This is a genomic window from Jiella sp. M17.18, assembly GCF_041027365.1.
In the GTDB taxonomy this organism is placed as follows: Bacteria; Pseudomonadota; Alphaproteobacteria; order Rhizobiales; family Rhizobiaceae; genus VKMB-3413.
Window position 1 is genome coordinate 13767 of record NZ_JBFTEH010000002.1, and the last position, 12787, is coordinate 26553.

Annotated in this window: 13 protein-coding genes; 3 read left to right on the plus strand and 10 right to left on the minus strand. The window is 66.8% G+C overall.

Features of this window, described 5'->3' with window-relative positions; genetic code table 11:
- Window positions 1-20: 20 nt before the first annotated feature.
- Genes AB5S17_RS03430 through AB5S17_RS03445 form a run of 4 tightly spaced genes read right to left on the minus strand, consistent with a single transcriptional unit; the run spans window position 21 to window position 3246 of the window.
- Entirely contained in the window at window positions 21-362 is a 342-nt protein-coding gene (locus AB5S17_RS03430) for a type II toxin-antitoxin system PemK/MazF family toxin (RefSeq protein ID WP_369236186.1), read from the minus strand.
- Entirely contained in the window at window positions 359-595 is a 237-nt protein-coding gene (locus AB5S17_RS03435) for an antitoxin MazE-like protein (protein ID WP_369236188.1), read from the minus strand. The genes AB5S17_RS03430 and AB5S17_RS03435 overlap by 4 nt, the downstream gene beginning before the upstream one ends.
- A 32-nt stretch (window positions 596-627) precedes the next feature.
- Complete coding sequence (locus AB5S17_RS03440) at window positions 628-1875, minus strand: Zn-dependent hydrolase (RefSeq protein WP_369236190.1); 1248 nt, start codon at window positions 1873-1875, stop codon at window positions 628-630.
- Window positions 1876-1917: 42 nt separating this feature from the next.
- The gene (locus tag AB5S17_RS03445) at window positions 1918-3246 is read right to left on the minus strand and encodes an aspartate aminotransferase family protein (RefSeq protein WP_369236192.1); all 1329 of its coding nucleotides are present in this window, start codon (window positions 3244-3246) and stop codon (window positions 1918-1920) included.
- 175 nt (window positions 3247-3421) lie between these two features.
- On the opposite strand from AB5S17_RS03445, the gene AB5S17_RS03450 reads away from it, so the two are divergent.
- Window positions 3422-4075, plus strand: a complete 654-nt coding sequence (locus tag AB5S17_RS03450) for a TetR family transcriptional regulator C-terminal domain-containing protein (protein WP_369236194.1) — start codon at window positions 3422-3424, stop codon at window positions 4073-4075.
- Window positions 4076-4144: 69 nt separating this feature from the next.
- Here the strand turns inward: AB5S17_RS03450 and AB5S17_RS03455 are convergent, their stop codons facing one another.
- The 5 genes from AB5S17_RS03455 to preA all read right to left on the minus strand — a co-directional run bounded on the left by AB5S17_RS03455 (window position 4145) and on the right by preA (window position 10547).
- The gene (locus tag AB5S17_RS03455; RefSeq protein ID WP_369236196.1) at window positions 4145-6595 is read right to left on the minus strand and encodes an EAL domain-containing protein; all 2451 of its coding nucleotides are present in this window, start codon (window positions 6593-6595) and stop codon (window positions 4145-4147) included.
- Window positions 6596-6865: 270 nt separating this feature from the next.
- Window positions 6866-7261, minus strand: a complete 396-nt coding sequence (locus tag AB5S17_RS03460; protein WP_369236198.1) for a DUF2934 domain-containing protein — start codon at window positions 7259-7261, stop codon at window positions 6866-6868.
- Between the two features lie 580 nt (window positions 7262-7841).
- Entirely contained in the window at window positions 7842-8540 is a 699-nt protein-coding gene (gene gph, locus AB5S17_RS03465; RefSeq protein ID WP_369236200.1) for a phosphoglycolate phosphatase, read from the minus strand.
- Window positions 8537-9094 carry a thioredoxin family protein gene (locus tag AB5S17_RS03470; RefSeq protein ID WP_369236202.1) on the minus strand — a complete coding sequence of 186 codons (558 nt, stop codon included), beginning with the start codon at window positions 9092-9094 and terminating at the stop codon, window positions 8537-8539. The genes gph and AB5S17_RS03470 overlap by 4 nt, the downstream gene beginning before the upstream one ends.
- Window positions 9095-9203: 109 nt before the next feature.
- The gene (preA, locus tag AB5S17_RS03475) at window positions 9204-10547 is read right to left on the minus strand and encodes an NAD-dependent dihydropyrimidine dehydrogenase subunit PreA (RefSeq protein ID WP_369236204.1); all 1344 of its coding nucleotides are present in this window, start codon (window positions 10545-10547) and stop codon (window positions 9204-9206) included.
- 79 nt (window positions 10548-10626) lie between these two features.
- Here preA and AB5S17_RS03480 point away from each other — a divergent pair, with 79 nt between their 5' ends.
- Window positions 10627-10863, plus strand: coding sequence for a type II toxin-antitoxin system HicB family antitoxin (locus AB5S17_RS03480; RefSeq protein ID WP_369236206.1), 237 nt, complete (start codon window positions 10627-10629; stop codon window positions 10861-10863).
- Window positions 10817-11095: a type II toxin-antitoxin system HicA family toxin gene (locus AB5S17_RS03485; protein WP_369236208.1), complete on the plus strand. Its 279-nt coding sequence runs from the start codon at window positions 10817-10819 to the stop codon at window positions 11093-11095. Before AB5S17_RS03480 ends, AB5S17_RS03485 begins: the two co-directional genes overlap by 47 nt.
- A gap of 62 nt (window positions 11096-11157) precedes the next feature.
- Here AB5S17_RS03485 and AB5S17_RS03490 read toward each other — a convergent pair whose 3' ends face one another.
- Window positions 11158-12540 (minus strand): NAD(P)-dependent oxidoreductase, encoded by a 1383-nt coding sequence (locus tag AB5S17_RS03490; RefSeq protein WP_369236210.1) that lies wholly within the window; start codon window positions 12538-12540, stop codon window positions 11158-11160.
- Window positions 12541-12787: the final 247 nt, after the last annotated feature.

The window sequence follows — 12787 nt, forward strand, 5'->3', positions numbered from 1 at the left end:
CTTCTGCCGGCTAGGGGCCGTCATTGACGCGAAGCGGGTCGAGGCCGAGCAACATCAACAATGCACGGTCGACGTCGAGCCATGGTCTTGTCATCGAGATGACCGATCGCGTCGTGCATGCGGTGCCGCGGGAGGGAATACAGCTTGTCGACCATGATGCGAGACGGCTTCGCCAAGCCATTCTCCTGCGTCGGCATCACGGCGATGCGTAAGACTCGGGCGCCTTCGTCGAACGTCGTCAGGAGGGCGATGACGACGCTGTCCAGTACGCCTTCGATACGATCGTCCTGGAGAACCACGGCCGGTCTCGCCTTGCCGTAGTCACCCGGAAGCGCAACGATGACGACGTCACCACGCTTCATACGGTCTTCTCTTCCATTTCATCGATGAGGCGCAACGTCTCCCGCAGGGCGTCCTCTGTCCAAAGATCGACGTCGGCGCGTTCTTCAGACGCAGAGATGAGGCGGCAATCCTGCTCCACCTGCGACCAGATCTCGTCCGACCAGATGTCCGGCAGCCAGACCTCCACGGGTCGATAGCCCTGCGCCAACAGGTCGGCACGCTGCTTCTCAGTCAATTCCTTTGGCCGTCCCATGCGCGCCTCCTCGACGATCCCGCCGGCCGATCCTACTCCACCACCCCCGCCGTCTCCACGACCGCATGCATCAGGACGTTCGCCCCCGCCGTCGCCCACTCCTTGGTAATCTCCTCCGCCTCGTTGTGGCTGAGCCCGTCGACGCAGGGGCACATGACCATGGCCGTGGGGGCGATGCGGTTGATCCAGCAGGCGTCGTGGCCGGCGCCGGAGACGATGTTGGTATGGCTGTAGCCGAGCCGCTCGGCGGCATCGCGCACGGCCTTCACGCACCCCGGGTCGAAGGTCACCGGGTCGAAATGGCCGACCTCGTCGACCGAGGCCTCGATGTCGAGCGCTTCCGCGATGAGGTCGATCCCGTCCTCGATCCGCTCGCGCATTTCGTCCAGCGTCTTCTTCGAGGGCGAGCGGATGTCGATGGTGAAGACCGCGCGGCCGGGGATGATGTTGCGCGAATTGGGATAGACGTCGATGTGGCCGATCGCGCCGACGGCCGACGGCTGGTAGTCCATCGCCACCTCGTGGACGAGTTCGGTGACGCGCGCGAGGCCGAGGCCGGCATTGCGGCGCTTCGGCATCGGCGTGGAGCCGGTGTGGCTCTCCTTGCCGGTCAGCGTCACCTCCAGCCAATAGAGCCCCTGACCGTGGGTGACGACGCCGATGTCGATCCCCTCGTCCTCGAGGATCGGCCCCTGTTCGATGTGCAGCTCGAAGAAGGCCTTCATCTTGCGGGCGCCGACCGGCTCGTCGCCCTCCCAGCCGATGCGCTTCAACTCGTCGCCGAACCGCTTGCCCTTGGCGTCCACCTTGTCCTTCGCCCAGGCCTCCTCGTGGACGCCGGCGAAGACGCCGGAAGCGAGCATGGCCGGTGCGAAGCGGGTGCCCTCCTCGTTCGTCCAGTTGACGACGACGATCGGGTGCTTGGTCCTGATGTTCAGGTCGTTCAGCGTGCGCACCAGCTCCAGCGCGCCGAGGACGCCGAGCACGCCGTCATACTTGCCGCCGGTCGGCTGGGTGTCGAGATGGCTGCCGACATAGACCGGCAGCGCCTCGGGGTCCGCGCCCTCGCGCGTGAAGAACATGTTGCCCATGGTGTCGACGCCCATGGTCATGCCGGCGGCCTCCGCCCAGGACTGGAACAGCTTCCGGCCCTCGCCGTCCTCGTCGGTCAGGGTCTGGCGATTGTTGCCGCCGGCAACGCCCGGGCCGATCTTCGCCATCTCCATGAGCGAGTCCCAGAGCCGGTCGCCGTCGATCTGGAGATTGGAGAGAAGGCTCATCGGACACCTCGGACTTGCTGGGAATGAACGGCTGGGCGGCGGTCAGTCGAGGCTTCGGAGAATCTTGCGCAGCGTCTCGACGATCTCGGAGATCTGATCCTCGCTCACGATCAGCGGCGGCGACAGGGCGATGATGTCACCCGTCGTGCGGATCAGAAGGCCCGCCTCGAAGGCGCGCACGAAGGCGGTGAAGGCGCGCTTGGTCGGCTCGCCCTTCATCGGCTCCAGCTCGATCGCGCCGATCAGGCCGATGGTGCGGATGTCGATGACGTGCGGCTCGCCCTTCAGCGAGTGGATCGCCTCCGCCCAGACGGGCTCCAGCGCCCTGGCGCGCTCGAACAGACCCTCTTCCTTGTAGGTCTCGAGCGTCGCAAGGCCCGCAGCGGCCGCGATCGGATTGCCGGAATAGGTGTAGCCGTGGGCGAATTCGATGAGATGCTCCGGGCCGTTCATGAAGGCGTCGTAGATCTCGTCGCGGACATAGACCGCGCCCATCGGAATGACGCCGTTGGTCAGCCCCTTGGCAGTGACCATGATATCCGGCGTCACGCCGAAATAGTCGGCGGCGAACGCCGTGCCCATGCGCCCGTAGCCGGTGATCACCTCGTCGAAGATGAGCAGGATTCCGTGCTGGTCGCAGATCTCGCGCAGCCGCTTCAGATATCCCTTCGGCGGCGGCAGAACGCCGGTCGAGCCGGCCACCGGCTCGACGATGACCGCGGCGATCGTCGAGGGATCGTGCAGCGTCGCGATGCGCACCAGATCCTCGGCGAGTTCCACGCCATGCTCGGTCGCGCCCTTCGAATAGCCGTTGCGGGCGGGGTCGTGGGTGTGGCGCATGTGGTCGACGCCGGTCAGCAGCGTGCCGAACATCTTGCGATTGCCGACGATGCCGCCGACCGAGATGCCGCCGAAGTTGACGCCGTGATAGCCGCGCTCGCGCCCGATCAGGCGGAAGCGCGAGCCCTCGCCCCGAACGCGCTGATAGGCCAGCGCGATCTTCAGCGCGGTCTCGACCGATTCCGAGCCGGAGTTCGTGAAGAAGACGTGGTCGAGCCCTTCCGGCGCGATCGTCGCCAGCCGCGAGGCCAGTTCGAAGGCCTTGGGATGCCCCATCTGGAAGGCCGGCGCATAGTCGAGCTCACCGGCCTGCTGACGGATCGCCTCGGTGATCTTCGGCCGGCAGTGGCCGGCATTGACGCACCAGAGCCCGGCAGTGCCGTCCAGCACCTGCCGCCCGTCGGAGGTGACGTAATGCATGTCCTTCGCGCCGACGAACATGCGGGGCGCCTGCTTGAACTGCCGGTTCGCGGAGAACGGCATCCAGAAGGCTTCGAGATTGTTGGGAACGTTCCGCGGCTGTTCGGTCATGGGCGCCTTCGGCTCCGGTCCGCCCGCGCCAGACGAGGGAGAGCGTCCGAGAATTCTTGACTAAATGGTCAAATTGGAGGCTAGAAGGTCGCCGGGCACCGGTCAAGCGGCTTTGCCGCAAGCTTGCGCAGCCCGCCGCCCTGCGGACGAGACGAGCAGAAAAGGTGCCTCCTCCTTGGATGCGAAGGTCGACACGGCAGGGGACGGCGAGGATCGGCGGGAGACCCGCATCCAGGCGATCAACCGCGAGATCATCCTCGAAGCGGCGCTGGAGGTCTTCTCCGTGAACGGCTTCCGCGGCTCGACGGTCGACCAGATCGCGGCGCGCGCGGCGATGTCGAAGCCGAACCTGCTCTACTATTTCCGCCGCAAGCAGGACATCTACCGTGCCGTGCTTGAGCGCACGCTTGCCGACTGGCTGGCGCCGCTGGAAGCGATGGATGCGAGCGGCGACCCCGTCGAGGAGCTTCGGCGCTACATCACCGAGAAGCTGCGCATGTCGGCGGAAAAGCCCGCGGCCTCGCGCCTCTTCGCCAACGAGATCCTCGCCGGCGCACCGGTCGTCCGGCCGTTTCTCGAGACGCGGTTGAAGGCGCTCGTCACCGAGAAGGCGGCGATCATCCGCGACTGGGTGAGCGAGGGCCGACTGGCGCCGGTCGATCCCTATCACCTGATCTTCGCGATCTGGGCGACGACACAGCATTACGCCGACTTCGACGTCCAGATCCGCGCGATCCTCGGCTCCCAGGTGGACAGGCCGGGATTTCGCGATCAGACGGCCCAGGCGGTGCTCTCGATCGTCCTCGGCGGCGTCAGGCCCAGAGGCTGAGCGGGTCGCGGGGCGGCCCGGCCATCTCTGCCGGACAGACGCTGGTCCGAGCCGACGTGCTCAGGTCGATCAGGCGGCGTTCGCGCCGCGCCGACGCTCGCGCTTGAAGGCGGAGAACTCGCCGTCCCAGCGGTTCGCGATCTCGGACAACATCAGCGGCAGGTCGCCGGCGGGGCGCGGGCGCGAGAAGAAATAGCCCTGCATCTCGCGGCATCCCTCGTCGTAGAGCACCTGCATCTGCTCGGCGGTCTCGATACCCTCGGCGATCACCTTCATCCCCAGCGCCCGCGACAGACCGATGACCGAGCGCACGATCGCGATGTTCTCCGGCCGCGCCATGTCGCGCACGAAGGACTGGTCGATCTTGATCTTGTCGAAGGGGAAGCGGCTGAGATAGCCGAGCGAGGAATAGCCGGTGCCGAAATCGTCCATCGAAATCGTCAGGCCGCGGCGGCGGAACTCGGACAGGATCGACAGCACGCGGTCGCTCTCGTCGAGGAACAGCGATTCGGTGACCTCGATCTGCAGCCGGGAGGGAGCGAGCCCGGATGTCGAGAGCACCCGCGCGACGTCGGTGAGAAGCGTCGGGCTCTTGAACTGGACGGCCGACAGATTGACGGACACCGCCATGTCGGTCGGCCAGCCGGCCGCCTGCCGGCAGGCGGTCTCCAGGCCCCAGACACCGAGCTTCTCGATCAGCCCGGTCTCTTCCGCCAGCGGGATGAACAGCGAGGGCGAGATCATGCCCTTTTCCGGATGCCGCCAGCGCAGGAGCGCCTCGAATCCGCTCACGCGGCCTTCCTCGGCATCGACGAAGGGCTGGTAAAACAGCTCGAACTGGCCCTTGTCGAGGGCGACCTGCAGATCGAGTTCCATTTCGCGCCGCTGCTTCAGCTTCTGGCGCATCGACGGCTGGAAGATCCTATAGGCGCCGCGCCGATCCTCCTTCGCCTTGTAGAGTGCCAGATCGCAGTTCTGCAGGATGATGTCGGCGCTGATTTCCCCGGCGACCCCCTTGGCCGGCGACGTGTGGACAAGGCCGATGCTGGCGCTCGCGAAGATCCGGCGCTCCTCGACCTCGAAGGGCGCTTCGAAGTCGGCGAGGATCTTCTCGCCCAGCGCGAGCGAATCCTCCGGCGAGCGCGCCGCGGGCGCGATGATGGCGAACTCGTCGCCGCCGAGGCGCGCGACGGTCGCCCGCGGCCCCGCCAGTTCGACGAGGCGCCGGCCGCACTCCTTCAGCAGCGCGTCGCCGATCGGATGGCCATAGGTGTCGTTGATCGACTTGAAGTTCCGGATATCCAGGACAGCCACGGTGAACGGTCCGCGGGACTTCAGCAGCAGTTCGTCGAGGTCCTCGCCGAAGCAGCGCCGGTTCGGCAGGTCCGTCAGGCCGTCGTGGCCGGCGAGGTGCTCCAGCCGCTTGGCGATCTGCTGCTTCTCGGTGATATCCTCGAAGGTGATCAGCAGCCCCTTCTCGGGCATGCCGCGGCGCTTCACCTCCATCACCGCGCCGCTTTCCATCTCGTGCAGGTGCACCGCCGTCTCGTGCTCCTGCAACGGCGCGGTCAAACGCGGATCGTCGAAGATCTTGCGACCTGGCGTGCCGGCGGCGTGATTGCCGAAATACTCGCCGAAGACCTCATTGCAGACGACGAGCCGCTTCTGCCCGTCCAGCATGCAGAGCGCCTGCGTCATGTTGTTCAGCGCCGCGGCGAGCTGATCCTGCTGGACGGCGAGCTGTCCCGACAGGAGATCGGTCTTCTCCGCCAGCGTCGTCTCGAGAAACTCGCAGCGGTCCTGCATCTCGACCAGTGCGGCGAGCACGTTTCGCACCTCCCGAGGTCCGGTCGGAACGATCGGCATGTCGAGCTGTCCGGCGGCGAGCGCCCGGGCGGTGTCGACGAGCCGGCGCAGCGCGCCGCCGACGGATCGCGACAGGAAAACGAAGAAGGCGGACAGCGCGAGGATCACCGAGGCGATGGCGATCCCGTTCAGGATCATCGCGCCGTGGATCGAGTCGTCGGCATCGCTCTTCATGCCGACCATGTCGTTGTGCACGATCTGCACCGCCTCGCCGATCCCCAGCGACACCTGCTTGAGCTCCCTCAGCACCGTCTGGTCGGACAGATGGCCCTGTGCCGTGGAGATCAGGCTCAAGGGGTAGAGCACCGAGCGCAGCATCTTGCGTGCCGGCTCGGACAGGTCCGCCGACAGGACGCCTCCGATCTCGGCGTTCAGCGCAGAAACGTTCACCAGCAGGTCCTCCAGCTGGGGCCCTTCGGCCACGAAACGCTGGCTGCTGTCCTTCTTCTCGATGCCGGACTCGAACCGGGCCCGCAACGTGTCGACGTTGCTCTTGGCCTGCTGCAGCCGGCTCAAGGGATCCATCCCGTTGGAATACAGCTGACGGATCAGCTCGAGCGAGGAGACCTGCGAGTTGTAGGAGAAGAACCCGAACGTGGCCGTCAGAAGCGCGAACACGATGCTGCCGACAAAAAGTCTGAGCCTGATCGACATCACGCGTCTTTCATGTCCCGCACACGTCTCGCGGCGATCCCAAAGGACACCGCATGGAGTGCCCATGATGCAGACGACGGGTTACTTCACCGTTACGTTGATTGACGAATATGGTTCGCGGGGTCTGCCGCAGGAGAGCGCAGCGAACCGGCCGATCCCTCCGGGCAGCCGGAAACGGCGAGGGCCGCAATCCGCCTTCACCGCCCGCAAATGAAAAGGGCCGCCCAGAAGGACGGCCCCAACCTGTTTCGCAGACGGGCCGCCCGCGTCCTACCGGTCTGCGCCAGCGCGCGCCGATGCCCCCGCGGGAAAGCGCCGCGCCGCCGGGAGACCGGAAGAGACGAGCGATGCCGCGGCACTCCGACGCCGCCAGCCGGCCACAGCCGGGCGGGTTGCTGCCGTCTCGCGGCCGAACAGTTCTGCGGAAAACGGTTCCGGCGTCCATAAGGCCCGGCGCAGAGCCTCGATCTCCTGCCGCTCGGCTTCGCGCCTGTCCCAGAGAGGCCCCTCCTCCACCGAGGCTGCGACCTGCTTCGGCTGACGGCTGGCGTGGACCCGGTTCGCCTCGGCCCAATGTTCGTGTTCGCGCCCGCTGGGGCAGCCCTCCCGCTCCCAGATCTCGTAGGCCAGCTTGCGGATGGCCTCCGCATCATCGATTTTGACCATGATCCCGTCCCGCATTTCGGACCGCGCAACGCGCGCCGATCCGTCCCGATCACACAGAACGACGAAGTGGCCGTTCGGTTGCACGACGGAGGCAGCAAATTGTTGAGAAAATTGCACAATCGGCGGCGCCGAGTCTGCGCGCCATGACACTGCCGGTGTCAACTTGCCGGCGCTGTCGTTTCACGGCGCGCGGGGCGGCAGGAGGGGAAGACGGTTCACGGCACCGCCAAGCCGCCCGAGCCGCCGGCATCGGGGGTTGGCGGGCGCGATCGCCCGGAACGCCGTCAGGTCTGAAAGAACAGAGCGGTGGCCAGGATGCCCAGCCAGATCGCGATCGTCAGGATCAGTATCTTGGTCTCGGCGTGCCGGTAGATCATCGCGAGCCCTTTCGTCCGCGCTCGCCGGAGCGCGAATTCGGAGCCGCATCCACACCGTCAACTAGACGGCGTGCCGGGAATGTCGAAGACAGATGGTCGCGGCCGACCGCGAACCGAACGGCGTGGGCGTCGACCGCAGCGTCATCGTCGGCCTCCCCGAGCCCGTCGAGGACGAGGCGCTTGCGACATCCGGTGCGGTGCCGTCAGCGCGGCGGCATCTCGCGGCGCATCGCGCGAAGGATCGCCGGCACGGCGTCGAGCCGGTCCGCCAGAGCGCTCGCGCCGAGGGCGTCCGGCGCAATCCGCGTATAGCCGCCCCGCACGGCGATCACCGCCATGTCGGCGGCCTTCGCCGCCTCGACATCGTTCTCGCTGTCGCCGATGAAGACGATGTCGTCAACGGCGAGGCCGAGCGTCTCGCAGGCGAACAGCAGAAGGCCGGGTTCCGGCTTCTTCGGCGGGCCGGCGTCGCCGCCGACCACGATGTCGAGAAGGTCGAGAAGGCCAAAATGCTCCAGGATCGCGCGCGTGGCAGCCGCCGGCTTGTTGGTGACGACACCGAGCCGCACCCCCGCTTCGCGCAGATCCCGCGTCACCTCGCTGGCACCCGCGCAAAGCGTCGTCAGCTCGGTCGCGCGCGGCTCGTAGATCGACAGGAAGCGCGCGACGATCTTGTCGCGGCTCGCCGGATCGAGTTCCTTGTCGAGTGCGGCATAGGCGCGTTCGATCAGCTTCGGCACCCCGCCGCCAACCATGCGCGTCACCGCATCCAGCGTGAACGGCGGCTCGCCGTAGCTCGCCAGCGTCTCGTTCAGCGCCGCATGGATGTCCGGCGCGGAGTCGATCAGCGTGCCGTCGAGATCGAACAGGACCGCCTTCGGCCAGAGAGCCGCGGCGCTCACGCGGCGTCCTTCCACTTGATCGAGCAGCCGATCGAGGCGACCTGCTCGCGCGGCCCCTCGCCCGTTTCCGCGACCAGCTTCATCGCCTCGTAGAGGTCCCGGCGCGTCCCCTCCGGCGCCGCCTCCTTGCGCGAGGCGTCGATACGGCCGCGATATTGCAGGCCGAGATCGCGGTTGAAGCCGAAGAAGTCCGGCGTGCAGACCGCGCCATAGGCGCGCGCAACGCTCTGGTCCGCGTCATAGAGATAGGGGAACGGAAAGCCGTGCTCCCGGGCAAAGACCGCCATGTTTTCGAAGGAATCCTGCGGATAGGCGTCGACATCGTTCGACGAGATCGCCACCGTGCCGATCCCGAGCGCTGCGAGATCCCTGGCGTCGCGCACCAGCCGGTCGATCACCGCCTTCACATAGGGACAATGGTTGCAGATGAAGACGACGAGCAGGCCGTTCTTGCCCTTTTCGTCGAAGATCCGATGCGTCCTCCCGTCGACGCCGGGAAGCGCGGCATCCACCGCCTTCCAGCCGAAATCGCAGATCGGGGCCTGAGCTGCCATGCGACGTCCCTTTCCCGTTCCGGTACCCGGCTCGAGGATATGCGCAACAGCCGGCCGAAGGCGAGAGGCGTCTCGCGCCGGTCCGGCGGCCTCGGGAGGCGGGCGCCCTCTATTCCGCCGCGTCCGGCAGCGTCACCGGCTCGGCCGCGAACTGCTGCCTCTGCGACGCCATCGGATTGTTGGGGTGCTGCGTCCAGTTGCCGTAGCCGTCCGGGATCGGCTTCTTCGTGCGCGGATCGAAGCCGGTGATCCGCTCCATCGTGATGCAGTCCTCGACTGGGCAGACATTGACGCAGAGATTGCAGCCGACGCACTCCTCGTCGATCACCTCGAACCTGCGGACGCCGTCGACCATGCTGGTGATCGCCTGGTGCGAGGTGTCCTCGCAGGCGATGTGGCAGCGGCCGCAGGAGATGCACTTGTCCTGGTCGATCCGCGCCTTGGTGACGTAGTTGAGGTTCAGATACTGCCAGTCGGTGACGTTCGGCGCCGCGCGGCCGCGGAAGTCTTCGATGGTCCGGTAGCCCTGCTCGTCCATCCAGTCGGAGAGGCCCGAGATCATCTCCTTCACCACCTTGAAGCCGTAGGTCATCGCCGCGGTGCAGACCTGGACGGTGCCGCAGCCGAGCGCGATGAACTCGGCCGCGTCGCGCCAGGTGGTGATGCCGCCGATGCCGGAGATCGGGATGCCCGCCGTCTCGGCATCCCGCGCGATCTCGGCGACCATGTTCAGCGCGATCGGCTTCACCGCCGGACCGCACATGCCGCCATGCGAGCCCTTGCCGTCGATCGTCGGCGTCGGGGCGAAACTGTCGAGGTCGATCGACATGATCGCCGACACCGTGTTGATGAGCGACACGGCATCGGCGCCGCCCCGCTTCGCCGCCCGGGCGGGATAGCGGATGTCGGTGATGTTCGGCGTCAGCTTGACGATCACCGGCAGCTTGGAATGCTGCTTGCACCAGCGCGCGACCATCTCGATGTATTCCGGCACCTGGCCGACCGCCGAGCCCATGCCGCGCTCGCTCATGCCGTGCGGACAGCCGAAGTTGAGCTCGACGCCGTCCGCGCCGGTCTCCTCGACCAGGCCCAGGATCTTCTGCCAGGGCGCCTCCTCGCAGGGCACCATCAGCGAGACGATCATCGCCCGGTCCGGCCAGTTGCGCTTGACGCGGGCGATCTCTTCCAGATTCGTGTCGAGCGCCCGGTCGGTGATCAGCTCGATGTTGTTCAGCGCCAAGAGCCGCCGATCCGGCCCATGAACGGCGCCGTAGCGCGGGCCGTTGACGTTGACCACCGGTGGATCCTCGCCGAGCGTCTTCCAGACGACCCCGCCCCAACCGGCCTCGAAGGCGCGCTGCACGTTGTATTCCTTGTCCGTCGGCGGCGCGGAAGCGAGCCAGAACGGGTTCGGCGAGCTGATGCCGAGGAAGCTGGTCGAGAGATCAGCCATGCGTCTGGCTCCTTTTGTGGAAGGCCGGGGCGAAGGTTGCTATCTTGAAACGTACTCGCGCAAAATCCCGAGGCACCAAGTGACCGACAGCATCACGTATACCGTTCAGCTTCGCCCGGAACCGGAGGGCGGGTTCACCGTCCTTGTGCCGGCGCTGCCGGAGATCGTCAGCTTTGGCGGGACGGAAGAAGAGGCTCTGCGGATGGCCGAAGATGCCATTCGTCTCTCTCTTGAAGTCAGACGCGACGAAGGCGAGCCCATTCCCGAGGATGTCGTCCCTCTGGTGCGGCAAGTGTCCATCCGCCAAGCTGCCTGACGTGGCCCCTCTGCCTGCACTGAGCGGGAAGGCGGTCGTGCGAGCGCTCCAACGCGGGGGATTTGTCGTTCTTCGTGTGAGCGGCAGCCACCACGTTCTGAGGCATCCCGAGCGACCAGCCTCGAAAGTGAACATTCCCGTCCACGGTAACCGCGACCTGCCGATCGGGACGATGCATTCGATCATCGAGAAGTCGGGTTTAACGACAGAAGAATTCATCGATCTGCTCTGAGCCGGGAGGGGGGCCACAGCTGACTCGGCTGGTATATCGCCGCCACCTCGCATCCCGAATGGTCACTCCGCCGCCACACGCTCCGCCGCCGCCAGCGCCGCATGAATGCTTTCGGCCGCGATCTTGCCGTCCTCCACCGCCACCACCGTCAGGTCCTCGCCTCCGGCGACGCAGTCGCCGCCGGCCCAGACGCCGGCGAGCGTCGTGCGCCGATCGGCATCGACCGCGATCCGTCCGCGCTCCAGCGCGATGCCCTCGCCTTCCCCGTCGGTTCCGTGCGGCAGGAAGCTCTGGCCGATCGCCTTGAACACCTGGTCGGCCTCGATCGTGACGGTCTCGCCGGTGCCGGAGAGGCGCCCGCCCGGCCCCGTCACCGTCCGCTCCAGCTCGATCCCGACGACGTGGCCGGCTTCGGCGAGGATCCGCTTCGGCTGGAGATTGCAGCGGATGTGCACCCCGCGGGTCGCGGCCACCTCCTGCTCGTAGGCCGAGGCATTCATCGCCTCGCGGCCGCGGCGGTAGGCGATCGTCACCTCCTCGGCGCCGAGCGCCTGCGCCTGCACGGCCGCGTCGATCGCCGTCATGCCGCCGCCGATCACCACCACGCGGCGCCCGACCGGCAGTTCGGAGAGGTCCCGCGTCTGGCGCAGGTCGGCGATCCAGGCAACCGCGTCGTGCAGGCCCTGGTGATCCTCGCCTTCGGACAGGCCGAGCGCGTTCACCCCGGCAAGGCCGAGGCCGAGGAACACCGCGTCGAAGTCGCGCCGCAGGTCCGCGAGGTGAATGTCGCGGCCGAGCGCCTGGCCGAGCCGCACGTCGATACCACCGATCTTCAGGATGAAATTCGCCTCGGCCTGCGCGAAGTCCTCGGTCGCCTTGTAGGCGGCGATGCCGTACTCGTTGAGGCCGCCGAGCTTCTCGCGCGCATCGAACAGCGTCACGTCGTGGCCGAGCATCGCCAGGCGGTGTGCGCAGGAGAGGCCCGCGGGGCCCGCGCCCACGACCGCGATCCGCCGGCCGGTCGACGGCGCCCGCGTGAAGGGATGGACGCCCGTCTCCATCAACCGGTCGGTGGCGTAGCGCTGCAGCATGCCGATCTTCACCGGCTGGCCCTCGGCGACCTCGCGCACGCAGACCTCCTCGCACAGCGTTTCGGTGGGGCAGACGCGGGCGCACATGCCGCCGAGGATGTTCGAGGCGAGGATCGTCTTTGCAGCGCCGACCGGATTGCCGCCCTGGATCTCGCGGATGAACAGTGGGATGTCGATCGACGTCGGACAGGCCTGCATGCAGGGCGCGTCATAGCAGAAGTAGCAGCGATCCGCTTCGACCAGCGCCTCATGCGCTTCCAGCGGCGGGTGGAGGTCGGAGAAATTCCGCGCCAGCATGTCGGCGCCGATCCGGCCGGCGCTGATGTCGGGACGGATCGGCCGGGCGTCGCTCATCTCGCAGGCTCCACTCTCAATCTCCCCACGTCCGCCGAGGTCGCCAAGCGCTGGGGCTGCTCCTCAGGGAAGGTCAGATGAGAATGATCCTAATTTTTCGGATGGTCAAATTTTTTATCGAATGGTCAAAAACGGCACCGCGCGGAGGCGCCTTCCTCTGTCGCAGCAGCGGTTCCGAAGAAGCGTCTTCGGGCGGATAGCCGGGCGAAAAGGTCCGGTACGGGTCCCTGCGGGATCGGGTCGAGAT